Origin of the sequence: Streptomyces sp. NPDC127097 (assembly GCF_042724075.1) — a bacterium.
Taxonomy (GTDB): domain Bacteria; phylum Actinomycetota; class Actinomycetes; order Streptomycetales; family Streptomycetaceae; genus Streptomyces.
The window spans coordinates 90,567-113,686 of sequence record NZ_JBHXFI010000005.1; the positions used below are offsets into that span (position 1 = coordinate 90,567).

Annotated in this window: 19 protein-coding genes; 3 read left to right on the forward strand and 16 right to left on the reverse strand. The window is 71.5% G+C overall.

What is annotated here, in order from left to right:
* Positions 1 to 14: 14 nt before the first annotated feature.
* The 16 genes from ACFWJW_RS06915 to ACFWJW_RS06990 all read right to left on the reverse strand — a co-directional run bounded on the left by ACFWJW_RS06915 (position 15) and on the right by ACFWJW_RS06990 (position 19,223).
* Complete coding sequence (locus ACFWJW_RS06915) at positions 15 to 602, reverse strand: LuxR C-terminal-related transcriptional regulator (protein ID WP_387236018.1); 588 nt, start codon at positions 600 to 602, stop codon at positions 15 to 17.
* A 544-nt stretch (positions 603 to 1,146) separates the two neighbouring features.
* The gene (locus ACFWJW_RS06920) at positions 1,147 to 2,850 is read right to left on the reverse strand and encodes a cholesterol oxidase substrate-binding domain-containing protein (RefSeq protein ID WP_387236021.1); all 1,704 of its coding nucleotides are present in this window, start codon (positions 2,848 to 2,850) and stop codon (positions 1,147 to 1,149) included.
* 174 nt (positions 2,851 to 3,024) lie between these two features.
* On the reverse strand, positions 3,025 to 3,438 hold the full coding sequence (locus ACFWJW_RS06925) for a gas vesicle protein K (RefSeq protein WP_387236024.1): 414 nt from the start codon (positions 3,436 to 3,438) through the stop codon (positions 3,025 to 3,027).
* 59 nt (positions 3,439 to 3,497) lie between these two features.
* A complete protein-coding gene (locus tag ACFWJW_RS06930; protein WP_387236027.1) occupies positions 3,498 to 3,782 on the reverse strand; it encodes a gas vesicle protein in 285 nt (94 codons plus the stop codon).
* A complete protein-coding gene (locus ACFWJW_RS06935) occupies positions 3,782 to 4,672 on the reverse strand; it encodes a GvpL/GvpF family gas vesicle protein (protein ID WP_387236030.1) in 891 nt (296 codons plus the stop codon). Before ACFWJW_RS06935 ends, ACFWJW_RS06930 begins: the two co-directional genes overlap by 1 nt.
* The gene (gene gvpJ, locus ACFWJW_RS06940; protein WP_387236033.1) at positions 4,669 to 5,094 is read right to left on the reverse strand and encodes a gas vesicle protein GvpJ; all 426 of its coding nucleotides are present in this window, start codon (positions 5,092 to 5,094) and stop codon (positions 4,669 to 4,671) included. Before gvpJ ends, ACFWJW_RS06935 begins: the two co-directional genes overlap by 4 nt.
* A gap of 30 nt (positions 5,095 to 5,124) precedes the next feature.
* On the reverse strand, positions 5,125 to 6,399 hold the full coding sequence (locus ACFWJW_RS06945) for an SRPBCC family protein (RefSeq protein WP_387236035.1): 1,275 nt from the start codon (positions 6,397 to 6,399) through the stop codon (positions 5,125 to 5,127).
* Complete coding sequence (locus ACFWJW_RS06950; protein WP_387236038.1) at positions 6,392 to 7,114, reverse strand: hypothetical protein; 723 nt, start codon at positions 7,112 to 7,114, stop codon at positions 6,392 to 6,394. Before ACFWJW_RS06950 ends, ACFWJW_RS06945 begins: the two co-directional genes overlap by 8 nt.
* 29 nt (positions 7,115 to 7,143) lie before the next feature.
* The gene (locus ACFWJW_RS06955) at positions 7,144 to 7,401 is read right to left on the reverse strand and encodes a gas vesicle protein GvpG (protein WP_387236041.1); all 258 of its coding nucleotides are present in this window, start codon (positions 7,399 to 7,401) and stop codon (positions 7,144 to 7,146) included.
* A gap of 20 nt (positions 7,402 to 7,421) precedes the next feature.
* Positions 7,422 to 8,135, reverse strand: coding sequence for a GvpL/GvpF family gas vesicle protein (locus ACFWJW_RS06960; RefSeq protein ID WP_387236044.1), 714 nt, complete (start codon positions 8,133 to 8,135; stop codon positions 7,422 to 7,424).
* Between the two features lie 3 nt (positions 8,136 to 8,138).
* Positions 8,139 to 8,579: a gas vesicle structural protein GvpA gene (locus tag ACFWJW_RS06965; RefSeq protein ID WP_042152818.1), complete on the reverse strand. Its 441-nt coding sequence runs from the start codon at positions 8,577 to 8,579 to the stop codon at positions 8,139 to 8,141.
* 78 nt (positions 8,580 to 8,657) lie between these two features.
* Positions 8,658 to 8,966: a gas vesicle protein gene (locus ACFWJW_RS06970; protein WP_387236047.1), complete on the reverse strand. Its 309-nt coding sequence runs from the start codon at positions 8,964 to 8,966 to the stop codon at positions 8,658 to 8,660.
* A 250-nt stretch (positions 8,967 to 9,216) separates the two neighbouring features.
* Positions 9,217 to 9,852, reverse strand: coding sequence for a nucleotide exchange factor GrpE (gene grpE / locus ACFWJW_RS06975; RefSeq protein WP_387236050.1), 636 nt, complete (start codon positions 9,850 to 9,852; stop codon positions 9,217 to 9,219).
* Positions 9,849 to 11,729, reverse strand: a complete 1,881-nt coding sequence (dnaK, locus tag ACFWJW_RS06980; protein WP_387236053.1) for a molecular chaperone DnaK — start codon at positions 11,727 to 11,729, stop codon at positions 9,849 to 9,851. Before dnaK ends, grpE begins: the two co-directional genes overlap by 4 nt.
* Positions 11,730 to 12,203: 474 nt before the next feature.
* Positions 12,204 to 16,127 (reverse strand): ABC transporter ATP-binding protein, encoded by a 3,924-nt coding sequence (locus ACFWJW_RS06985; protein ID WP_387236056.1) that lies wholly within the window; start codon positions 16,125 to 16,127, stop codon positions 12,204 to 12,206.
* A 168-nt stretch (positions 16,128 to 16,295) separates the two neighbouring features.
* The gene (locus ACFWJW_RS06990) at positions 16,296 to 19,223 is read right to left on the reverse strand and encodes a discoidin domain-containing protein (RefSeq protein WP_387236058.1); all 2,928 of its coding nucleotides are present in this window, start codon (positions 19,221 to 19,223) and stop codon (positions 16,296 to 16,298) included.
* A 222-nt stretch (positions 19,224 to 19,445) separates the two neighbouring features.
* Here ACFWJW_RS06990 and ACFWJW_RS06995 point away from each other — a divergent pair, with 222 nt between their 5' ends.
* From ACFWJW_RS06995 to ACFWJW_RS07005, 3 genes are read left to right on the forward strand one after another with little or no spacing between them, the layout of a single operon-like run.
* Positions 19,446 to 20,291 carry an ATP-binding cassette domain-containing protein gene (locus ACFWJW_RS06995; RefSeq protein WP_387236061.1) on the forward strand — a complete coding sequence of 282 codons (846 nt, stop codon included), beginning with the start codon at positions 19,446 to 19,448 and terminating at the stop codon, positions 20,289 to 20,291.
* Positions 20,263 to 22,341, forward strand: a complete 2,079-nt coding sequence (locus ACFWJW_RS07000) for a YhgE/Pip family protein (protein ID WP_387236064.1) — start codon at positions 20,263 to 20,265, stop codon at positions 22,339 to 22,341. Before ACFWJW_RS06995 ends, ACFWJW_RS07000 begins: the two co-directional genes overlap by 29 nt.
* On the forward strand, positions 22,338 to 23,045 hold the full coding sequence (locus ACFWJW_RS07005; protein WP_387236067.1) for a TetR/AcrR family transcriptional regulator: 708 nt from the start codon (positions 22,338 to 22,340) through the stop codon (positions 23,043 to 23,045). The genes ACFWJW_RS07000 and ACFWJW_RS07005 overlap by 4 nt, the downstream gene beginning before the upstream one ends.
* Positions 23,046 to 23,120: the final 75 nt, after the last annotated feature.

Consider the following 23,120-nt stretch of genomic DNA (forward strand, 5'->3'; position numbering starts at 1 on the left):
TCACCGGACGGGTGCTAGACCCAGCCCGCCCCCTGCGATATCCGTATCGCGTCCACCCGGTTCCGGGCGCCGGTTTTGCGATTGATCGCCGCCATGTAATTGCGCACCGTTCCACTGCTCAGATGCAGTTCACGGGCGATCTCGGAGACCGGAGCGCCGCCCGCGGCGAGCGACAGCACGCTTAACTCACGCGGGGTCAGCGGCATGTCGGCGGCCTCCAGGAAATCCGGGCTGAGCGAATGGTCGACATAGCGCTTCCCGGCGGCCACCAGGCTTATCGCGTGCGACAGCCGGGCCGGTGGCGCGTCCTTGTCCACGAAGCCCCGCGCCCGGGCGGCGATGGCCCGGCGCAGGGTGCCGGGCCGGCAGGCGCTGGCCAGGACGAGCAGGGCGCATCCCGGGCCGCCGGGAGGGTCCGCCGAGGCCACCGAACCCGCACAGTCGACATCGACGACGCACACCTGCGGCCGGAAGGAACGGGCTCGCCCGGGGGCACTTCTCCAGCAGGCGGCGACCGCGTCGATACCCTCCTCGTCGCGCAACAGCGCGGTGAGCGCCGAGCGCAGCAGCCGCGTTTCGTGCACCACCAAGACCCGGATCACGTTCGTCCCTTCGTTTCTGCTTCTGCGGTCTGCCCCCGTCGTCGGACAGCCACCCGGGGAACAACCGGCGATGTGGCGACAGTTACCCGACGAGCCTCTGCCGCAGCACACACTTTCAGCCCCGAACGCTGCCTTGCAGAATTGTTACGGCTGTCATTCCCGCCAGATGCATTTTCGCTGGAGATGACTGGAAACCGCGTCATCGCGCCCGGGTGCGGCCTCGTTCCTTACCGCTGAGGATGGCAGGATTCCACAATGCGCGGGCCGGTCGGTGGGCGCCGGCGTACCCGCAGGCCGGTGCGCGGGCGGAGCTGCCGCGGCAGAGCGGCGGGCGTCCGGTCGGCGGCGGTGTTCGTAGGAACTTCACACACCAAGGGGGCGGATTCCAGAAAGCATCCAGGCTGTCCGGCGCAAAATTCCCGCCAACCTCGTGATGACCGCTTAGCGGGTTGTTTCCTGCACTTGTTACGGGTGTGACGGACGTGCCGGGTGATTTCTATAGGGGGGCGCACGAATTTTCCGCGCGCCCCCCTGGGGAGGTCACTCAGGGCAGCAGGGTGTCGAGGAAGGTATTGGAGAACACCCTTGCCGGGTCATAGGAGTTGAGGATGTCCCGGGCGGTGCGCCACTCGTCGAACGCGGCCGGCACGCTGCCGCCCAGCGTGGCGGAGTCCCGCCACGGCCCGCTGTCCGTATAGGCCCAGCCCTTGGACCACTCGGGACGCACGGTCGCATACGAGCCGGTGTAGGTCTGCCAGATCCACTGCTCCAGCTCACGGAAGAACGGGGCGGCGCCCGGCGTACCGGGATAGGTGGCGAAGTCGAGCCACACCACGGTGTCCCACTCGGGACGGTCCCGACGGGCCCGGGCCGGCGAGAGCAGGGGACCGTCGAGCGGGTCCGTACCGGTGATGCGCAGTTCGATCGGGCCGTTGACGGGATAGGAGCCGCGGCCCTGGTGAGCCGTGAGCACCTGCTGATAGCGGGAGTAGAAGTCATTCACCACACGCTGCACATTCGCCCGGGAGGTGAGCACCGCCCACCCCGCCTCGACGATCCGCAGCGTGCTGGGCTCGACGTACAGGAGGCTGTTCTTCGACCAGCCCCAGACGTCCCAGGTGCCGGTGACGATCAGCCCGGAGCCGACGATGGACATCGCCAGCTTGGTGAACACGGGCGTCTTGTCACCGCCGCCCGCCGCGATCTCCCCGAGCAGCCGCGACATCTCCTCGGTGACCCGGTTGGCGAAGGTGTAGGCGTACGGGGTGTCGATCTGCCGGGAGAGCAGCGGCTTGCTGGGCGCCAGGCTCCACACCTTCAGCCACGGCACATCGGTGAACGGGAACCAGATCGCCTCGATGCGCCCGGTGCGGTCCAGGTAGGAGCCGATCGTGCGGCCGCCCGTACCGGGGGGACCGAAGACGGTGCCCACGTTCACGTCGTACCAATTCTGGCAGCGCAGCCGGGTGTTGGCCGCGGCCGTCAGCGTCACCTCGGTGACGAAGGCGCGGCCCAGGTGGACGAGGAAGGCCCGGATGTCCGGGTCGGAGCGGGAGAACGTCTTGAGCACATAGCGGCCGTCCGCCGCGCTCCAGACCACGGCGGTGAGCGAGGTGACCAGAGAGCTCAGGGTGCCGAAGCCGGAGCCCGCGGGCGGGTTCTCGGTGGCGGTGGGCACCCCGGTGCCGTGGCCGCCGATGGCCAGCACCCCGCCGATGGTCAGATCCCCGGGCGCCGTGGTGGTGGCGAGACCGAGCCCCGACTCCTCCAGGCGGGCGAGGATCCGGTCCAGGGTCGCCCCCGCCTGCGCGGTGATGCTCCCCGGATTGCCGCCACGCACACTGACCGCGGTGAGGTGGGAGGTGGTGTCGACGATGACCGTACGGTTGGTGTCGGCCCCGGCGGGCACCACCAGCGGTGACCAGGTGTGGCCCTTGCCCCGCGCCCGGAGCCGGTAGCCGTGCTGATGAGCCCAGTTGGCGAGGGTGACCACATCGTCGGGCGTACGGGCCGAAGCCGTCCAGACGCCCTCGACGACGATCTCCAGTGACCAGTTCCGGAAAGCCTGTTGGGAGAGGGGGATGCCCGCGGGGAAGTCGGGCGGAGGGGTGAGGGTGGCCGCGGCGCTGCCCGCGGGGATGCCATACGCGGGCTGTAGCCCGGCCGCCGCGGCAAGCCCCGCGGCGGCGGCACCGGTCAGTAACGTACGGCGGGTGAGGGAGGGTCTGCGAGCGCTGTCGTCGGACATGGCTGTCCTTCCGGCACGCGGCGCGCCGCCCCGTTGCACCGCGCACGGATCGTAGGGGTGAGACCGTACGAGCGCCCCGGTGCGGTGGGGGTGTGCCGGAAGAGTAGGGTGACGGATCGTCAGTTGCAATGGCCGTGCGGTGGACGGCGGAGGCGGCCGGCCGGGGACCGCGGATCAGGCGGCGTCGTCACGCGGCAGCAGAGAGCCCAGGGGACCGAGATCGAGATTGAGGTCCCGCATCGTGAGACCGTAGCGCTCACAGAGTTCCGCCATCCGGTCCTGGAGGATCATCAGCGTCAGCCCCACCCGCTCTTCCTGCTCCTCACTCAGATCTCCCTGGTCGACACGGTGCAGGGCGGTCCGCTCCATCAGCTGCCGCAAGAGCTCCACGATCGTCAGCACCAGCTTGATGAGATCGCGTTCCACCGTCTCCGGATCGGTCCGCAGCCGCTGGGCGAGAGCACTGTCCCGCCCCTGCGGCGGCTCGTCGGACGGGGCCGGCACCAGGTCGAAGGCCCGGGCCGCGGCCTGCGCCACCTCCGCGAAGGCGGGCTCCACGGGGGCGGCCGGTTCCGCTTCATTCGTCATAGGTATCCCTCGTCCCTCGTCGCGGGGGCTTCTCGTCGGGAAGGTGGCAGCACGGTCTCTCACCACGGCGCCGGACCATCGGGTGTGATCGAGCGAATGACGGCCCGCAGATTGATGTGCACCAGGTCCACCTCGGCGATCGACAGCACCACATCTCCGGTGAGCACCGCGCCACCGTTCAGCAGACGGTCCAGGAGATCGATGAGCGCGATCTGCCGCCCCGCGAGAGGCTCTTCCGGGGTGAGGTCCGCCGGGGCCGGGAGCTCGGCGGACGAGACCCCGTCAGACGAGATCCCGGCCGACGACACCTCGGCGCACGCGGCCTCGGGAGCGTCCGCCCCCATCACGCACTCCGGCTTTCCGCGGGCGGGGTCGCGAAGGAGTACGGGGCCCATGGCCCGGTGACCTCGATACGTACGCCGGGGACGCCGTCGGCCAGACCCGTCAGCGCCCGGTGGAACTCCCGGAGCCGGCCCGTGGGCACCAGATAGGCATCGTTCGCGATGTTCTCCCCCTCGCCGGCGGCCAGTTCACCCTGCTGGGGGCGGTGTGCGACCCGGTCCCGGGCAAGGGCGGCCGCCCGGTCCCGTACCTCGTCGGCGACGGCGCCCGCAGCGCGGTAGGCATCGCGCTGCGTCTGGCGCTGGGCCCGGCGCTGCTGCAAGTAGGCCCGGCCGGGGCTGACCGGGGGAGCGGCGGATTCCGGGCCGTCGGAGGCGGGTTCCGGGCCGGCGGCCGCGGCACGGGGGTCCGCGTACACCTTCACCCCGACCTCGGCATGGCCTTCGAGCCGGGAGAGCAGTGCGTCGAACTCCGCGCCGCGCTCCCGCAGCATCGCCCGCACCCGGGCGTCGTCCAGATACACGGTGGCCAGCCGCATGGGGAGCACCGTCGTTCCCGTGTGGGCGGCCTCGACGACCCGGTGGTGGATACGGGCGATCTCCTCCAGCTCCGTCAGGTTCCCCAGCTGCGCCTTCATGCCCTCCTCGCTGAAGGCGTCGGCCGGGACGGAGGAGACGAGCGCCGTGAGGCCGTCGGCGGAGGCCGTCCGCACGCGCCCGTCCCGCAGCCCGGTGAGCCGGGGAGCCGTCACGTCGAGACCGGCGCCCGCCCGGCCGATGGCGTAGACGTACGAGCTGGACGGGGGAGCGGACTCCGGCTGCTCGGTGGGGAGACCGAGCGGCCGCCACGGGGCCGCGGCAGCCGCGTCGTCTCCCTGCGGGTGGCTGGTCACTGCTCCTCCTCGTGGTGCGTCCGGTGCCGGTCGGAGCCCTGGGGCGAGCCGATGGCCGCCCGCAGCTCGGCGAGTTCGGCGCGCAGCTGCCGGTTCTCCTCGGCCAGCGGACCGCGGCCGGTCTCCGGCGGCTGCCCGGCGGACACCTGCTGCGGCGGGCGGGCACGGGACGAGAGCGAAGGATCGTGCTCCCACCAGTCGATGCCCATCTCCTTGGCCTTGTCGACGGAGGCGACGAGCAGCCGGAGCTTGATGGTCAGCAGCTCGATGTCGAGCAGGTTGATCTGGATGTCGCCGGCGATCACGACGCCCTTGTCGAGGACGCGTTCCAGGATGTCGGCCAGATTGGCGGAGGAGCCTTGCCGGCCGTACGGGGACGGACCGGCGGACGGCCCCATACGGCCGGCCAGTGAATCGGACATGATCAGCCTCGTCTGTGCGGTCGGGGCGGGTCAGCGGGCGGCGGCGGTGCGGCGGCCCCGGGAGGGCGGCGCCGGCTCGTCCTCGTACGCGTCCCGCTCGTCCTCGTACGCGTCCCGCTCGTCCTCGGATGCGTCCGGTTCGTCCTCGTACGCATCCGGCTCGTCCGGAGAGCCGTCGTCCTCGTCGAGGGGCTCATCGAGGTCGTCGTCCGCATCGTGATCCGCATCGCGCGGCTCGTCCACGTCCTCGTCCTCGACGTCCTCGTCCTCGTCGAGGGGCTCATCGAGGTCATCGTCGCCGTCCTCCGCCGCGGTCCCGTCCTCGTCGGCCAGGTCCTCGTCCGTCTCGTCCTCGGGCTCGACGTCCGGGGCGTCGGCTTCCGCGTCCTCCCCGGCATCGTCGGCCGCCTCCGCGTCGGGGCGTCCGTCGTCGTCGGAGCCGGGCCCGGCGTGCTCCTCGTCCTGCTCCGCCTCGACGGCGTCGGCGTGCTCGACCACGACCTCGCCGTCCTGGATCTCGCCCCGCCAGCCGTCGGTGGCCGTACCGCGCAGCATGATGAATTTGCGGTAGAGCTTGAGGTCCAGCCGGGCCCGGCGGCCCTGGGCGCGCCAGATGTTGCCGGTCTTCTCGAACAGCCCCTTGGGGAAGTACTCCAGAACCAGCAGCACCCGCGTCAGGTTGTCGGTGAGGCGATGGAAGGTCACCACGCCCTTGACCGTGCCCTTCGCGCCCTCGGTGGTCCAGGTGATGCGCTCGTCGGGCACCTGCTCGGTGACATTCGCGCGCCAGCTGCGGGTGGACTTGGCGACCTTCACCTTCCAGTTGCTGGTGGTGTCGTCGGACTTCTCGACACTGACGACGCCCTTGGCGAAGGTGCTGAACTCCTGGAACTGCGTCCACTGGTCGTATGCCTCGCGGACGGGAACGCCCACATCGATGTCCTCGACGATGGTCACGCTCTTGGACTTGCCGCCGCCGCCCTTGCGGCCCTTGCCGAACAGCCCCTTGACCTTGTCCTTGACGGTGTCCTTGAGGTGGGAGGCGCCGGCGGTCAGTGCCGCCCGCTGCGGCGACTTGCCCTCACCGAGCGCCGCACCGCCCTTCGCCAGGCTGTTCACCAGGCCCCCGGCGCCCCGGCCGGGTTCGGCGAGCTTGCCGACGCTCTCGCCCAGCTTGTGGCCGAGGCTGCTGACGGCGTGCTCCGCCCGTGCCTGGAGGTAGTGCTGCAACTCCTCCTTGAGCTGGTCGGCCGCCGGGCTGTGGGCCACCTCGTGCTTCATCTTGCGGAGAGTGGACTCAGCCATTGCGGCCTCCACGGTCGGCGGCCGTGCGGGCCGCACCGGACGCCTTCTTACGGGTCCCCGAAGCGGTCTTCCGCGCCGCGGAGTTGGCGGGGCGTCCGCGCGACGAGCCACCGGCGCTCTTGCCCGATGACCCCGACGATCCCGGTGACTTCGAGGCCCCGGAGGCGCTTGACGACGCGCGGCGCGCGGTGGACCGGGCGGCGCTGCCCGACTTCTTCGCCGAAGCCGCGGACGACTTCGTGGCCTTCTTCGCGGACGCGGCGGCGGATGCCTTGCGGTCCGGCCGCTCCTTCTCGCCGTCCGCCGCGCCCTCGGCATCCTCGGCGTCGCCCCGGGTGTCGTCCTCGGGCGCCTGGTCGTCCTCGTCCGCCGCGGGGCGCTCCCCGTCCGCGGTCCGCTCGACCTCGCCGCTCGCGTCCCGGCCCTCGTTGAGGGCCACGGTCCGCTCGTGCAGGGAGTCGGCGAGGCCGGACATCCGCTGGGTGAGCGCGGTGCCGGCCGCCGCCTTCGTGGCGTCCACCAGCTCCTTGCGCACCTGGTCGTTGAGGGGGCCCAGCACCGGCGAGTTGGCGACCAGCGTGCCGAGCTGCTTCGGATCCAGATTCAGCTTCTTGCCGGCCAGGAACAGGCCCAGGCCGAGGGCCATCTTCGCTTTCTTGGTGCGCCCCAGGAAGTAGCCCCCGACGAGGGCCACCCCTATCTTGGCGTTGGTCATCATCTGTCGTACACCTCATTCTCCCGTGGTCAGGAGTCGGTACGGAGTCGTTGTCGGTGGGCCTCCAGCCACTCCAGCCGGTCCAGGAGCTCGTCCTCGCGGGAGTCGAACTCCTCCGGCCCGATGCTGCCGTCCAGCAACTGCTGTTCCAGTGCGGCCAGTTCCGCACGGACCGGTGCGGGGTCGTAGTACTCGCGCTCAGCGGTGAGCAGCACCTGATCCAGGACCCAGACCGTGCCCCGCACCGGGGCCAGCGGCAGGGTCAGAAGCTGTGTGAGCAGGCCCATGGCCGATCTCCTCTCGGAGGTCAGACGAAGCTGTACGGCGGCAGCGGGCCGTGCAGGCTGAAGGTATAGGCGTCACCGCGCTGCCCGGCCTCCTCATGGACCGCCTCCGAGAAGGCCGCGGCCTTCTCCCGCTCCACGAGGAAGGACACATTGAGGAAGTGGCGCTTGGTCGGTTCGACGTCCGCGGTGCGTACGGCGGCCGGAGCGAGCCGGGCCACGATGTCCGAGCGGGCACGTTCCTGACGGGCCTGCACCTCCTGCGAGATCAGCTCGCCGAGCGCGACCTTGTCGTCGTAGGCGCCGGGGTTCTGCCGGGTCCGGTCGTTGAGCCGCCGCACCTCGGCGGACTCCCGCATGATCTCCCGCAGCAGGTCGTCCTCGTCGCGCTCCACCTTGAGGTGGTACTCACGGCGGCCGTCGACCTCCGAGAGCCGCTGGAGGTAGCTGTCGCGATCCTGTTCCAGGACGGCGGCCACCTGGGCGTCGTCGGTGCCGACCAGCCCGAAGCGCATCGGCAGGGCGGCACCGTCGGCCAGCAGACGTTCCTGTACGCCCTGGTGGGCGGCCACATCGCGGCGTTTGGCCCGGAGCTCCGGCGGTGCGTCGCTGACCACCGCGCACAGATCCTTCGTGGTGACGGTGCGCAGCTCGGCCGCGGGGTCACCGACCCCGTCGAGGCCGGACAGCCGCAAGGGGTGGCCGGCCGCGGTGATGGCGTAGAGGTACGTGCCCATGGCTCAGTCCTCCCGGCGGCGTGCGGTACGGCGGTTGCTTGCCGCGGACGACTTGCGCGCCGGGCGCTCTTCCTCTTCCGCGGAATCCTCCTGGCCCTTCTGAAGGGATTCGCTGAAAGCCTCGACGGCGCCGGTCAGCGCGCCTTTCGACTTTCCTTTGGCGCCGCTCTCGGTCGCCTCACCGACCAGATCGGTGAGCTGGCTCGGCGCCTTGCGGCCGGATTCCAGATCGAGTCGGTTGCATGCCTCGGCGAAGCGCAGATAGGTGTCCACGCTCGCGACGACGACACGCACATCAATCTTGAGGATTTCGATGCCGACGAGGGATACCCGCACAAAGGCATCGATTACCAGCCCGCGGTCGAGAATCAGCTCAAGAACATCGTAGAGATTTCCCGAACCGCTCCCGCTGGTGGGCGCGTTGGATTGCTGAATGGCAGTCATGACGGATCGTCCCTTCCAGTTGACTGGAGCGGGTCATCGGCCGTGTGAGGTCGTGGTGGGCGCCGAGCGACGGCCGGTCTACCTGTCGATCTGGCCCCGCCCGTAGCGGCGGGTCCGCTCATATCCCACGAGTTGGCCCTTTTCGTCGAGGTGGACGCGATACGAAGCCATCACACTCGCGGTGTCCGGCACCCTTTCGATCTCCACCACTTCCACGTTCGCCAGCCAACCGTCATCGGTGGGCTTGAGTGCCGACACCGAAGCGGGCTCGCATTGCAGCAGTTGCGCAAGTTGCCCGGCGGCGTGGCGCATTGCCGTGGGGGCGGAGATCCGCTCCGGTCGCTCGTCGTGTGCTTTCTCGCGTTCCGTGTTTTCCTCGGTTGCCATGATCCCCGCCCGTCGTGCGTCGTAGGGCTTTCTGTTGAAGTACGGAGGCCGTTTGCTGGCGGTAGAGGATCGGGTGCCCCTGGGACTCGAACATATGCGTAGTCGCACACAGGGGGTGGCAATTCCATTGCGCCGAAGACCGCCGTCACCCGGCAGCGCGGGGCGCGACGCGCAGGCGCACGCGCCGGTCGACGCGCAGGTCACGGCACGAAGCGGAAGGCGGCCCAACTTCGTTTCGCGGAGGGGTGGTTCAGGGGTCAGTCGTGACGCTGCCGGCGGGCGGTTCGCCCGCGACGGCCACCTGTGCGGGGCGCAGCAGCTGGTCGCCGACCCGGTAGCCCAGGCGGAGCACCTCGGTGCACGTGGTCTGCTCCAGCCGGTCGGTGGGGGTGTAGGTGATGGCCTCGTGGATCAGCGGGTCGAACGGGTCACCCACCGCGCCGAAGGGCTGGAGGCCCAGCGTCCCGAGCTCGGTGCGCAGTGCCTCGTCGATGTGCGCGAAACCACCGGTCACCTCGCCCCGCTCGGTGGCCTCGGCGAGCGCGTCGAGCACGGGCAGCAGCCGGCTCAGCACATTGACCACCGCGATCTCGCCGACCGCCAGCCGGTCGCGGTGGACCCGCTTCCGGTAGTTGTCGTACTCGGCCTTCAGCCGCTGGAGGTCGGCCGTCCGCTCCCGGAGCTCGGCGTGCAGCACCGCCTCCGTGGGCGCCGGCCGCCCGGCGGACTCGTCCTGGCCGGCGGACCGGCCGGTGGTGCCCTGCCCGGTCCGGTCCTCCGGGGGGCCGGTGTCGGGCGGGCCCGGTTCGGGGGGCTTCGTCGGCCCGTGTCCCACGAGAGCCAGCGGCGGGTGGGGCAGGCCGTGGACATGGGGCGGCCGGTTCATCGTCCGCTGCCCTCCTGCTTGTCGTCGTCGATGATCTCCGCGTCGACGACATCGTCCTGCTCGCCGGCGGCATCCGACGCGCCCTCACCGGCGGCCGCGCCCTGGGCTCCCGAGGTGGCCTGGGCGCCCTGGGTGTCGGCGTACATGGCCTGGCCCATCTTCTGGGAGACGGCCGCGAGCTTCTCGGAGGCGGCGCGGATCTCCGAGGTGTCCTCGCCCTTGAGCTTCTCCTTCAGCTCGGTGACGGCCTCCTGGACCTCGGTCCGGACCTCGCCGGGAACCTTCTCCTCGTTGTCCTTGAGGAACTTCTCGGTCTGGTAGACGAGCTGCTCGGCCTGGTTGCGGGTCTCCGCGGTCTCCCGCTTGCGGCGGTCCTCCTCGGCGTGGTGCTCGGCGTCGCGGACCATCCGGTCGATGTCGTCCTTCGGCAGCGAGGAGCCGCCGGTGACGGTCATCTTCTGCTCCTTGCCGGTGCCCAGGTCCTTGGCCGTGACGTGCATGATGCCGTTGGCGTCGATGTCGAAGGAGACCTCGATCTGCGGGACCCCGCGGGGGGCCGGCGGCAGGCCCGTGAGCTGGAACATTCCGAGCTTTTTGTTGTACGCCGCGATCTCGCGCTCGCCCTGGTAGACCTGGATCTGCACGGACGGCTGGTTGTCCTCGGCCGTCGTGAAGATCTCGGAGCGCTTGGTCGGGATCGTGGTGTTGCGTTCCAGGAGCTTCGTCATGATGCCGCCCTTGGTCTCGATACCGAGGGACAGCGGGGTGACGTCCAGCAGGAGGACGTCCTTGACCTCACCCTTGAGCACACCGGCCTGGAGCGCGGCACCGACGGCGACGACCTCGTCCGGGTTGACGCCCTTGTGCGGGTCCTTGCCGGTCAGCTCCTTGACCAGCTCGGTCACCGCGGGCATCCGGGTCGAGCCGCCGACCATGATCACATGGTTGATGTCGGCGACCTTGATCCCGGCGTCGTCCACCGCGTTGTGGAACGGGGTCTTGCAGCGCTCCAGCAGGTCGGCGGTCAGCTGCTCGAACTGGGAGCGGGTGAGCTTCTCGTCCATGTGCAGCGGCCCGTCGGCCGAGGCGCTCAGATACGGCAGATTGATGTTGGTCTCGGTCGCCGCGGACAGTTCGATCTTGGCCTTCTCGGCGGCCTCCCGCAGCCGCTGGGTGGCCATCTTGTCCTGGGACAGATCGATGCCGTACGCGTTCTTGAACTGCTTGGTCAGATGATCGACGATCCGCTGGTCCCAGTCGTCGCCGCCCAGGTGGGTGTCACCGTTGGTGGCCTTCACCTCGACCACGCCGTCACCGATCTCCAGCAGCGAGACATCGAAGGTGCCGCCGCCGAGGTCGAAGACCAGGATGGTCTGGTCGTTCTCCTTGTCGAGGCCGTAGGCCAGGGCGGCCGCGGTCGGCTCATTGACGATCCGCAGCACCTTCAGGCCCGCGATCTCGCCGGCCTCCTTGGTCGCGGTGCGCTGGGCGTCATTGAAGTACGCCGGAACGGTGACCACGGCATCCGTGACGTCCTCGCCCAGGTATTCCTCGGCGTCGCGCTTGAGCTTCTGGAGCACCCGCGCGGAGATCTCCTGAGCGGTGTACTGCTTGCCGTCGATGTCGCCGCTCTCCGGGAAGCGCCACTGCGCCTCGCCCATGTGGCGCTTGACCGACCGCGCGGTGCGGTCGACGTTGGTCACGGCCTGCCGCTTGGCGACCTCGCCCACCAGCACATCTCCGCCCTTGGCGAAGCCGACCACCGACGGGGTGGTCCGGGCGCCCTCGGCATTGGTGATCACCGTGGGCTCGCCGCCCTCCAGCACACTGACCACCGAGTTCGTCGTACCAAGGTCAATACCCACTGCACGCGCCATGGTCTTCTCCTCACCTTGCGGCCCGCCCGTGGAACGGCCCGCGGAGGCTCCTCACCTGCTGATATGGGGAGCAAGCCGCCTATTCATCTGCATAAAACGCACTGACCCGCATGTCAAGATATTCCTATTCAAGGCAAAAGTTCGGTATGCGCCAACCGCTGCCCGGCGCCGTCCGGCGCCTCCCGACGGCCGCTCCCGGGTGATCCCCCTCCCGGCATCCGGCCGCACCGCGGCACTTGCCGGGGCGGCACGGTCCCGGCGCCTCCCGCCCGGCCGCACCGGCGCGGGCCCGGCCGCTACCCCAGGGGAGTGAGACGTCGCGGCCGAGCGCTGCGCGGACACCTGCGCGGTGGGCCCCCCGGGGGGGCCGGCCGGGGCCCCCCCCGCGGCCCCCCCCGGCGGGGGAGGGGGGGGGGGGCCGCCCGGGGGGCGGCCCCCGAACGGCCACCGTGCGCTCAGAACGGCCCCGTGCGCTCAGGCCGCCAGCTCCTCCTCGCCCGTGAAGGTGCGCCACAGCTCCGCGTAGCGGCCCTCGCGGGCGAGCAGCTGGCCGTGGCTGCCGTCCTCGACTATCCGGCCCTGGTCGAGCACCACCACCCGGTCCGCGCGAGCCGCGGTGGTCAGCCGGTGGGCGACGACGAGGGTCGTACGGCGCCCGACGAGCCGGTCGGTGGCCTGGTTGACGACCGCCTCGGTGGCCAGGTCCAGGGACGCGGTGGCCTCGTCGAGCAACAGCACGTCCGGGTCGACGAGTTCGGCGCGGGCCAGGGCCAACAGCTGCCGCTGGCCGGCCGAGAGGTTGCGGCCGCGCTCGGCGACCTCGTGGAGGTAGCCGCCGTCGAGGGTGGCGATCATCGCGTGGGCGCCGACGGCCCGCGCGGCGGCCTCCACCTCGGCGTCGGTGGCGTCCGGGCGGCCGTAGGCGATGGCGTCGCGGACCGTGCCGGCGAAGAGGTAGGACTCCTGGGGGACCACGCCGAGGCGGCGGCGGTAGCCGGTAAGGTCCAGCTCGCGCAGATCGGTGCCGTCGACCCGGACGGCGCCCGAGGACGGGTCGTAGTACCGCGCGACCAGCTTGACCAGCGTGGACTTGCCGGCGCCGGTCTCGCCGACGAAGGCGACGGTCTGGCCGGCCGGGATGGACAGCGCGATACCGGCCAGCGCCGGCTCCTCGCCGTCGTCGCCGTAGTGGAAGTGCACATCGTCGAAGGTGATGGCGCCCCGCAGCGCGGGCACCGCGCGGGGCCGCTCGACGGCCGGGGTGGTCGTCGGCTCGCGCAGCAGCTCCTGGATCCGGCCGAGCGAGACGGACGCCTGCTGGTAGCCGTCGAAGACCTGGGAGAGCTGCTGGACCGGGGCGAAGAACAGGTCGATGTAGAGCAGGTAGGCGACCAGCGCACCGGCGGTGAGGGTCTCGGAGCCGACCCGGCCGGCGCCGACGATCAGCACCAGCGCCGCCGCCACGGACGACAGCAGCTGAACGAAGGGGAAGTAGACGGATATCAGGAACTGGCCGCGGACCCGGGCCTGCCGGTAGGCGTCGCTGCGGGCGGCGAACCGCTCCGCGCCCCGCCCCTCGCGCCGGAACGCCTGCACGATCCGCAGTCCGGCCACGCTCTCCTGGAGGTCGCCGTTGACGACGCTGATCCGCTCGCGGGCGAGCTCGTACGCCTTCACGCTCTGCTTGCGGAAGAAGTACGTGCCGATGATCAGCGGCGGGAGGGTGGCGAAGACGACCAGGGCCAGCTGGAGGTCGATGGCCAGCAGCGCGATGAAGATGCCGAAGAAGGTCAGCATCGAGACCAGGGCGGTGACCAGACCGGTCTGGAGGAACGTGGACAGGGCGTCCACGTCCGTGGTCATCCTGGTCATGATCTTGCCGGTCAGTTCCCGCTCGTAGTAGTCGAGCCCGAGGCGCTGGAGCTGCGCGAAGATCTTGAGGCGGAGGGCGTAGAGGATCCGCTCGCCGATGCGGCCGGTCATGCGGTTGCCGCCGATCTGCGCGGCCCACTGGGCCAGGACCACGACCAGGGCGACGGCGGCGGCCGTCCAGACACCGATCAGCGCGCCGCGGCGGACGCCGTCGTCGATGCCCTGCCGGATCAGCACCGGCAGCATCAGCCCGGCGATCGCGTCCACGGTGACCAGCGCCAGCGCGAAGGCCAGGGGCCCGCCGAAGCCGTCCAGCAGGCGGCGCAGGCCGTAGGAGCGCTCGGGGCGTACCGCCCGGTCCTCGTCGACGTCCGGGGTGTCCGTGGCGGGCGGCAGGGCCGCGACCTGGGCGAGCAGCTCGGGCGTGGCGGGCAGTCCGGCCATCGCGGCGCCGATGCCGGGCCCGGCCGCGGCGGCCGCGCGGGCCGCCATCCCGGCGCCGCCCGCCTCGGCCTCCTGCTCCCGGCGGACCCACAGTTCGGGGGTGATGGTGCCGTCCGCCCCGGCCCGGCCCGCCGCGCCGTCCCTTACACCGCCCGGCCCGTCGGCGTCCGCCGCCGGGTCCCCGGGTCCGTCGGCGGCGAACCCGCCGTCGAAGGCGCCGGCCAGCTCCCCGGCCGGGTCCCGCTCGACGCCGCCCAGCTCCTCCGGGTCGGTCAGCAGCCTGCGGTAGAGGGGACAGCGGTCCGCCAGCTCCTCCTGGGTGCCGAGGTCGACCAGCCGCCCGCCGTCGAGGACGGCGACCCGGTCGGCGAGCGCCAGGGTGGAGGCGCGGTGCGCGATGAGCAGGGTCGTACGGCCCGCCATGACGCCGCGCAGCGCCTCATGGATCTCGTGCTCGACCCGGGCGTCGACCGCGGAGGTCGCGTCGTCCAGGACCAGCAGCCGGGGGTCGGTGAGGATCGCGCGGGCCAGGGCGATGCGCTGGCGCTGGCCGCCGGAGAGGGTCAGCCCCTGCTCGCCGACCTTGGTGTCGTAGCCCTCGGGGAGCTCGGAGATGAAGCCGTCGGCCTGGGCGGCGCGGGCCGCGGCGCGCACCTGCGCGTCGGTGGCGTCCGGATGGCCGTAGGCGATGTTGTCGCGCACGGAGTCGGAGAACAGGAAGCTGCTCTCGGGGACCAGGCCGATGGCGGCGCGCAGCGAGTCCAGGGTCAGCTCGCGGACATCGTGGCCGCCGACCAGGACCCGGCCGGCGGAGACGTCGTAGAAGCGCGGCAGCAGCAGCGAGACCGTGGACTTGCCGCTGCCGGACGTGCCGACCACGGCGACGGTCTCGCCGGCCTCGATGCGCAGCGAGAAGTCATCGAGGACCGGGCGGACGGGACGGGCGGCGGACGGGGCGTCCGGGGCGGGGCCGGTGCCGTCGCCCTCCCCCTCGCCCCCGTGCGGCCGCGCGTACCCGAACGTCACCCGGTCGAAGACGACGGTGGCCGGGGCGTCGGCGGGCAGCTCATGGGCGTCCGGCCGCTCGGTGAGCGTGGGCTCGGTGTCGATGAGCTCGTAGACCCGCTCCACACCGGCCCGTGCCTGCTGGCCGACGGTCAGCATCATCGCCAGCATCCGGACCGGTCCGACCAGCTGCGCCAGATAGGTGGAGAAGGCGACGAAGGTGCCGAGGGTGACCTGTCCCTGGGTGGCCATCCAGCCGCCGAGGGCGAGCATCGCGACCTGGCCGAGCGCGGGGACGGCCTGGAGGGCGGGGGTGTAGCGGGCGTTGAGGCGGACCGTGCGCAGCCGTCCGGCGAACAGCCGGCGGCTGACCTCGCGCAGCTTCCCGGTCTCCTGCTCCTCCTGCCCGAAGCCCTTGACGACCCGCACCCCGGCGACCGCGCCGTCCACGACACCGGCCACCGCGGCCGCCTGTCCCTGGGCGTACCAGGTGGCGGGGAAGAGGCGGGCGCGGCTGCGCTTGGCGATGAACCACAGGGCGGGGGCGACGGCCAGCGCGACGACGGTGAGCAGCGGTGACAGCACCGCCATCACGGCCAGGGAGACGGCGAACAGCAGGACGTTCCCGATCATCATCGGGAGCATGAAGAGCAGGCTCTGGATCAGCTGGAGGTCGCTGGTGGCGCGGCCGACCACCTGGCCGGTGCTGAGCTCGTCCTGCCGCCGGCCGTCGAGCCGGGCGATCGCGCCGAACATACGGGTCCGCAGATCGTGCTGGATGTCGAGGGCGAGCCGGCCGCCGTAGAAGCGGCGGATGTAGGTGAGGACGTAGACGACGAGCGCGGCCACGACCAGGAGGGCTGCCCAGGGGCCGAGGGGGCGGGCGTGCCGGACGATGACATCGTCGATGATCAGCTTCGGTACGAGCGGGACCAGGGCCAGCACGGCCATCCCGGCGAGCGAGGAGCCGAGGGCCAGCAGCACGTCTTTCCGGTACTGCCAGCAGTCGCGGGTCAGCCGCCGCGCCCAGCCCGCTCGTTCCGTGTCCGTCGCCGCCACCCGGTGCCTCCCGCCCATCGACACTTTTCGAACTGTTCGAGGGCTGCAACACCGCGTGACGCGGTTTTCATCCCGCTGTCACAAATTTCTGTGCGCGCACCGCCCGGCACGGCGGACGGCCCCGTTCCGGAGGGTCCGGAACGGGGCCGTCGCCCGGCGGGGCCGTTACTCAGGTGGCGCGGCGGGCTACTTCCCCCGCTCCGCCGCCGTGTCCGGCGCCCGCTCCACCGTCAGCTCCGAGATCCCCGGATGCGGCTTGGGCTTGCCGTCGGCCGACGTGCCCGGGTCACCGTGCACCGTGACCCGTACGTACCGGGCCGGGGTGCGGCCCGCGTATCCGGTTCCCGTCCAGTGCTTGCCGTCCTGGGAGACCTGGACGTTGTAGGACCGGGGCCGGGTCCCGTTCCAGTGCGGGGTGATCTGGCCGATACGGGTGGTCCGGCCGAGGTCGACGGTGAGGGTGCCGGTGGCGGCGTCGGGCACCCAGGCCGTGGTGGAGTTGCCGTCCACCGCGGCGCCGGCGTAGAGACCGGGCTCCTCGGAGGTCGCGGTGGCCGAGGTGCACCGGGCCGCGTTCGAGGTCGCCGCCAGATCCGGGCGGCGGGTCTTCAGGACGGCGGGCACCCCCCGGCTGACGATCTTCTCGCCCTCCGGCGACTCGATCCGCATCGGCGCCCCGGCGGTCAGCCGCACGGTGGTCTGGTGCGCGCCGATCTCGATGTCGTAGGTCCGCCCCTGCCAGTGCAGCCCGCGCAGGGTGACGCCCTCGGAGAGCTGCGGCGGCAGCATCGGGTCCAGCCGCACCCGGTCCTCGCGCAGCCGCAGCCCCGTCAGCCCGTGGGTGAAGGTCTGGAGGAAGCCGCCCTTGCCGGTGAGGAAGTCCTGGGCGGGCTTGCCGGCGTGCGGATCGGAGGCACCGGCCTTCTCGCCGCGCGCCTCGGAGAACTGGTGGAACGGCCCGCGGACGAACGGCTTGATGGACCGCAGCAGATAGGTGTACGTGGAGCAGCCGGCCTCGCCGATCCCGGCCGCGTCGATGGCGTGCACGGAGTCGGTCATGGCCGGGCCGTCCGGGTCGGTGTGCCCGGCGTAGAAGTCCAGCGTGCGGGCCGCCCGGGTCTGCGACATCGGCCATTCCAGCGGGTACATCAGCAGCACGGTGTCGGCCTGTTTGATGGTCGTGCCCTTGTACCCGGCGTACTGCTCGAAGATCTTCTTCTTGCCGTCGTACGGGATGCGCAGCTTGTCGGCGATGGTCTTCCAGGAGGCCGGTGCCTTCTCGCCGAGGATCGCGGCGACCCGGCCGGCGTGCCGCAGCGCGGTGGCGGCCCCGGCGTTGGTGAACACCCCGTCGTCGACGCCGTTGCTGTACTCGTCGGGACCGGCGACGTTCTTGACGGAGTAACTGCCGTCGGTGTTACGGGTGGCCCGGGAGGCCCAGAATTCGGCGATGCCCTTGAGGACCGGCCAGCCGCGGGACCGCAGCCAGGCGGTGTCCTTGGTGGCGAGGTAGTACTGCCAGGTGGCCAGGGAGATATCGCCCATGAGGTGGTTCTGGGTCTTGCAGTGCGGCGGGTCCCAGCTGTGGCACTCGTTCCACAGATCGCCCTCGCTGCCGCTGGTCCAGGAGTAGAAGAGCCCGTCGTAGCCGAGCTTGCGGGCGTTGGCGGCGGCCCCGGCCCGGGTCTTGTAGCGGTAGTCGACGATCGACCTGGCGAGGGCGGGGTGGGCGGCGAGCAGGCCCGGGTACATCCAGGTCTCGGCGTCCCAGAAGATCTCGCCGGCGTAGTTGTCGCTGGTCAGGCCGGTGGGGCCGATGCTGTTGCGGTTGCCGGCACGGGTGTTGGCCAACAGGCCGTACTGCGCCGCGCGGACCCAGTTCTGGAGGTCCCGCTGTCCCTTGACCTCGATGTCGCTGCGCCACAGCCGCTGCCAGGCGGCGCTGTGCCGGGCGAACAGGGCGTCCCAGCCGCGGCCGGCGGCCCGGCGCGAGGCGGCGTCGGCGGCGGCGCGCGGGGTGCGGGAGGTGAGTGCGGTGTCCACGCCGACGTACTTGGTCAGCTCGTACGAGCGGCCGCCGCGGACCGGGAAGGACACCTGCTGCCGGTTGCTCAGCTCGTCCTGCGCCGTCGGCCGGGGCGGGTTGGCGCGTACGCCGGGCCCGGTGCGCAGGGTGGAGGCCACCGCGCCTTCGGTCTTCGTCCCGTCCGTGCGGAACCCGACGTCCATGGTGCCGCCGGCACCCGCGCCGCCGGCCTCCTTGCCGCCGACTTCCTTGCCGCCGGTTTCCTTACCTCCGGCCTCCTTGCCGCCGGCCTCCTTGCCGCCGGACTCCTTGCCTCCCGTCTCCGCGCCCTCGGTGGCGGCCCCGTCCGTGGACGGGGCCATCCGGCGGGCGCCGCGGCCGTCGAGACCGTCGGTGACCGTGGCCGCGCCGCTCCAATGGGGCGTCATCCGCAGGCGTACGGCGCCGGTGTGGGCGTCGGTGCGGTCGGCGAGCACGTCGTAGACCAGGTCGGTGACACGGCCGTCGGCGGCGGTCCAGGTCAGCGACGTACGGACGAATCCGCAGCGCAGGGAGAGCGTCTGACGGTAGTGCGAGATCCGGCCGGGCGCGGTGGCGGAGGAGAAGGTGTCGGGGTGCGCGCCGCCGGTGGCGACGTCGAGGGTGGTCCAGGTCGGGATCGCGGCGATGGCCTGCCGGCCCTTGAGGTCCTTGGGCCCCTTGGCGTACAGCCCGGAGACGAACGAGCCGTCGTATTCGGGGGTCTTGAGCGGCCAGCCGGTCGTTCCGCCGGGTGCCGCGTAGCCGGTGCCGTTGGGCGGCACCCGCTGTCCGAGGTAGCCGTTGCCCACGAAGGCGTGGTGACTGTCCTTCGGGTCGATCCTGGTGGCGGTGGCGGTCCAGCCGTCGTCCTTCATGCAGGGACCCTGCGCGGCGCCGGCCGGTTCCGGCGCGGGGGTGGGCGCCGCGGCGGAGGCCGAGACGGGTGCGAGGACCGCGATCAGCGCGGTGGCGAGCAGCGGGGCGACCAGTTTGCGGGAGCGCGGCGCGGACGGACCGGCCGCTTGCTGCGGCGGCCGGTCCACGGGGTGCTGTGGCGAAGGATGCATGCTTCTCCGTCGTCTGTGCGCGGTCCGCACCGCATGCCGCGGCACGGACTCACCATGAACATCATCAGGCCCCCGCCTGCCCTGCACCCTAGGACGGCTCGGCCGTTCGGGTCACGGGATCGACGGGACCGGGTTCGGCCCGTGCGGTCCGATTGGTCAACACGACCCTCCATAGGGCACACTTTTAGACTGACCAGTCAGACCAAAAGGGGAGGGGTGTCGGTGAACACCACCCGCCAGGGGGCGGCGGTCCACGCCGGCGGAATCGGAGTGGAGGGCCCACGGGGATGGGCCTTCCGGGCGGTCGACATCGCCGCGGAACCGGGCACGCTGATCGCGGTCCAGGGACCCTCCGGCTCCGGCCGCACCTGTCTGCTGCTGGCCCTCACCGGCCGGATGCGGATCACGGAAGGGGAGGCGACGGTCGCCGGACTCCCGCTGCCCAAGCGGATGGGGTCGGTGCGCAGCCGTACCGCCCTCGCCCATGTACCGGGCGTCGCCGACCTCGAACCGGCCCTCACGGTCGGCGAACACCTCAAGGAGCAGGCCCTGTTGGGCCCCCGCATCCAGGGCTCGCCGCTCGTCTCGCTGCCCTGGGGCAAGCGCCACAAGGAGGCCACCCGGGCCCGGGTCGACGCCGCCCTCGCGGCCGCCCGGCTCGACCCCGGCACCCTCCCCAAGGGGCTGCGCACCGCCGTGCGCGACCTGGAGCGGATCGAGGCGCTGCGGCTCTCCGTCGCGCTCGGGCTGATGCACGGCCCGCAGCTGCTGGCCGTCGACGATGTGGACCTCAAGCTCGCCGACGCCGAGCGCACCGAGATCTGGCAGCTGCTGCGGGACCTCTCGCGCGAGGGCCTCACCGTCGTGGCCGCCGGTGACGGCGCACCCGAGGACGCGCTGATCGTCCGCACCGCGCGCACGGACGGCGAAACCGCCGGGCCCGCCGAAGCCGCCGGGCCCGCCAAGGCCGCCGAAGCCGCCGAAACCACCCCCACTCCCGTCCAGGACGACCCCCACACCACCGAGGAGGAGGCAGCGGATGCGTTCGCCGAAGCTGGCCGCGCTTGAGCTCAGGCGGTTCAGCAGGGGCAAGCTGCCCCGGCTGGGCCTGGTGGCCCTGACGCTGATCCCCCTGCTCTACGGAGCCCTGTACCTCTGCTCGTTCTGGGACCCGTACAGCCGCCTGGACAAGATCCCGGTGGCGCTCGTCAACGACGACCGGGGTGCCACCACGGGCGGCAAGAAGATCCACGCGGGTGACGACCTGGCCGAGAACCTCAAGGACAGCAAGAAGTTCCACTGGGAGGACGTCAGTGCCGCCGATGCCGCCACGGGTGTCGAGAACGGCACGTACTACCTCTCGCTGACCGTCCCGAAGGACTTCAGCGAGCGGATCGCCTCCAGCTCCGGGAAGACCCCGCAGACCGGCGCGCTCCAGGTCCGGACGAACGACGCCAACAACTACGTCGTCGGCTCGATCTCCAAGACGGTGTTCTCCGAGGTCCGCGCCAAGACCTCGGCCACCTCGTCGCGGGCCATGCTCGACAAGATCTTCATCTCGTTCTCCGATCTGCACGACAAGACGGCCGAGGCGGCGGACGGCGCCGGGAAGCTGGACGACGGTCTCGGCACCGCCAAGGACAAGACCGGTGAACTCGCCGACGGTCTGGGCAAGTTGAACAAGGGCGCGGACCGGATCAGCAAGGGCGCGGCGGAGGCCGCCACGAAGGCCCGGCAGCTGAGCCTGGGCGCGCGCAAGGTCTCGGACGGCACCCAGCAGCTCGCCGACAAGGTCCACGGCATCGCCAGCAGGGACCTGCCCTACCTCCGCGAGCACGGCAAGGACATCGGCCGCAAGGCACAGATCGTCGCCGACCTCACCGAGCAGCTCGACGAGGACCTCGGCAGGCTGCCGGGGGACTCCGCCAAGGCCGCCCGCCAGGCACGGGAGAACGCCGACAACGCCGCGGAGCTCTACCAGAACCGCTGCAAGGGCCTCGTCGACACCGACCCCGACTGCCCCAAACTGAAGGCGCTCGCCGACGGCACCGCCCTCGCCGCCGACGCCGCGGAGAAGGTCAACGACACCGTCGCCCACACCGACTTCGGACAGCTGCGCACCAAGGTGCGGGAGCTGCACCACGGTGCCGCGATGGTCGCCGAGCAGGCCCCGGGCATCGCGAACCGGGCGGACAAGGCGATCGGCCAGATCAACCAGCTCAACGCGGGCGCCCACAAGGTCTCCCAGGGCGCCGGGCTGTTCGCCGACGGCATCGGCACACTGGCCGACGGCGCCGGCAAGCTCCACAACGGCCTGGGCGTCGCCAAGGACGGTGCCGACAAGCTCACCGGCGGCCTGTTCAAGCTCAAGGACGGCAGCAACCAGCTGGCCGACGGGCTGCACAGCGGCGTCTCCAAGATCCCCGACTACAACAAGAAGGACCGCGACCACCGCACCGAGGTGATGGCCGACCCGGTCGAGCTGGCCGCCAAGTCGCTGCACAAGGCGCCCAACTACGGCACCGGCCTGGCGCCGTACTTCATCCCGCTCTCCCTCTGGGTCGGCGCGATGGTGGCCTTCATGCTGCTCCAGCCGCTGGGCAAGCGCGCCCTGGCCGCGGGCGCCCCCGGCTGGCGGATCGCCCTCGGCTCCTGGCTGCCCGCCTACGCCATCGGCGTCGTCCAGGTGCTCGCGCTGATGGCCGTGCTCCACTGGGGCCTCGGCCTGGAGATGGCCCGCACGGCCGGCACCGTCGGCTTCCTGCTGCTGGCCACGGCCTGCTTCACCGCCATCATCCAGCTGCTGGGCGCGTTCTTCGGACCGGCCGGCCGGGTGCTGACCCTGGTCGTCCTGATGCTCCAGCTGACCTCGGCGGGCGGCACCTACCCGGTGCAGACCAGCCCCGGTTTCTTCGCCGCCATCCACCCCTTCCTGCCGATGAGTTACGTGGTCGACGGCCTGCGCCGGCTGATCACCGGTGGTGACCTCGCCATCGTGCAGCAGGGCTGTGTGGTCCTGGTGGTCTTCACCCTCGGCGCGCTGGCGCTCACCGCCCTCGCGGCGCGCAGCCGGCAGGTCGTCCGGATGAAGGACCTGCATCCGGAGCTCAGCCTGTGAACGGGCTCCCCGTCTCCCGGGGCGGTGCCGTCGCCGGCACCGCCCCGGGGGCCGCCCCCGGCCCCCGGCGCACCTCGACCCGCCGCCGGCTCTTCGACGCCGCCGTCACCCTCATCGCGGAGCAGGGCTTCTCCGCCACCACCGTCGACGAGATCGCCGACCGCGCCGGCGTCGCCAAGGGCACCGTCTACTACAACTTCGCGAGCAAGAACGTCCTCTACGAGGAGCTGCTGCGGGACGGCATCGATCTGCTCGCCGACTCCCTGCGCCGGGCCGCCGACGCCACGGCGGCCCGCGGCGGCACCCGGGTCGACGCCCTGGACGCGATGATCCGGGCCGGCCTGGACTTCATCGCCTGCTCCCCCGCCCTGATCCAGCTCTACGTCGCCGAACTCTGGCGCACCAACCGCACCTGGCGCGCCACCCTCACCTCCGTACGCGGCCGGGCCCAGGCCGTGGTCGAGTCCGTCCTCCGGGACGCCGTACGGGACGGGGAACTCTCCGACGAGCTCGACATCCCCCTCACCGCCTCCGCCCTCCTCGGCATGGTCCTGGTGGCCGCCCTGGACTGGCAGTCCTTCCAGCCGGACCGCTCGGTCGAGGACGTCCACGCGGCGCTGTCCCGGCTGCTCCAGGGGCGGGTGGGGGCCGGCGGCCAGGGCCGGCCCGAGGGACGGTCCGAGGAGCGGTCCGAGGGGCGGTAGTTCCGCGGCCCGCCCACCAGGAGCCTCAAGACTCCGGAGGGCCTAAGGACTCCGGAGGGGCCTCAGAACCCACAG

Excerpts from the sequence above, each read along its gene's own strand:
- ACFWJW_RS06920 (WP_387236021.1), bottom strand. The coding sequence starts at position 2,850 with ATGTCCGACGACAGCGCTCGCAGACCCTCCCTCACCCGCCGTACGTTA.
- ACFWJW_RS06925 (WP_387236024.1), bottom strand. The coding sequence starts at position 3,438 with ATGACGAATGAAGCGGAACCGGCCGCCCCCGTGGAGCCCGCCTTCGCG.
- ACFWJW_RS06930 (WP_387236027.1), bottom strand. The coding sequence starts at position 3,782 with ATGGGGGCGGACGCTCCCGAGGCCGCGTGCGCCGAGGTGTCGTCGGCC.
- gvpJ (WP_387236033.1), bottom strand. The coding sequence starts at position 5,094 with ATGTCCGATTCACTGGCCGGCCGTATGGGGCCGTCCGCCGGTCCGTCC.
- ACFWJW_RS06945 (WP_387236035.1), bottom strand. The coding sequence starts at position 6,399 with ATGGCTGAGTCCACTCTCCGCAAGATGAAGCACGAGGTGGCCCACAGC.
- ACFWJW_RS06950 (WP_387236038.1), bottom strand. The coding sequence starts at position 7,114 with ATGACCAACGCCAAGATAGGGGTGGCCCTCGTCGGGGGCTACTTCCTG.
- ACFWJW_RS06955 (WP_387236041.1), bottom strand. The coding sequence starts at position 7,401 with ATGGGCCTGCTCACACAGCTTCTGACCCTGCCGCTGGCCCCGGTGCGG.
- ACFWJW_RS06960 (WP_387236044.1), bottom strand. The coding sequence starts at position 8,135 with ATGGGCACGTACCTCTACGCCATCACCGCGGCCGGCCACCCCTTGCGG.
- ACFWJW_RS06965 (WP_042152818.1), bottom strand. The coding sequence starts at position 8,579 with ATGACTGCCATTCAGCAATCCAACGCGCCCACCAGCGGGAGCGGTTCG.
- ACFWJW_RS06970 (WP_387236047.1), bottom strand. The coding sequence starts at position 8,966 with ATGGCAACCGAGGAAAACACGGAACGCGAGAAAGCACACGACGAGCGA.
- grpE (WP_387236050.1), bottom strand. The coding sequence starts at position 9,852 with ATGAACCGGCCGCCCCATGTCCACGGCCTGCCCCACCCGCCGCTGGCT.
- dnaK (WP_387236053.1), bottom strand. The coding sequence starts at position 11,729 with ATGGCGCGTGCAGTGGGTATTGACCTTGGTACGACGAACTCGGTGGTC.
- ACFWJW_RS06985 (WP_387236056.1), bottom strand. The coding sequence starts at position 16,127 with ATGGGCGGGAGGCACCGGGTGGCGGCGACGGACACGGAACGAGCGGGC.
- ACFWJW_RS06990 (WP_387236058.1), bottom strand. The coding sequence starts at position 19,223 with ATGCATCCTTCGCCACAGCACCCCGTGGACCGGCCGCCGCAGCAAGCG.
- ACFWJW_RS07000 (WP_387236064.1), top strand. The coding sequence starts at position 20,263 with ATGCGTTCGCCGAAGCTGGCCGCGCTTGAGCTCAGGCGGTTCAGCAGG.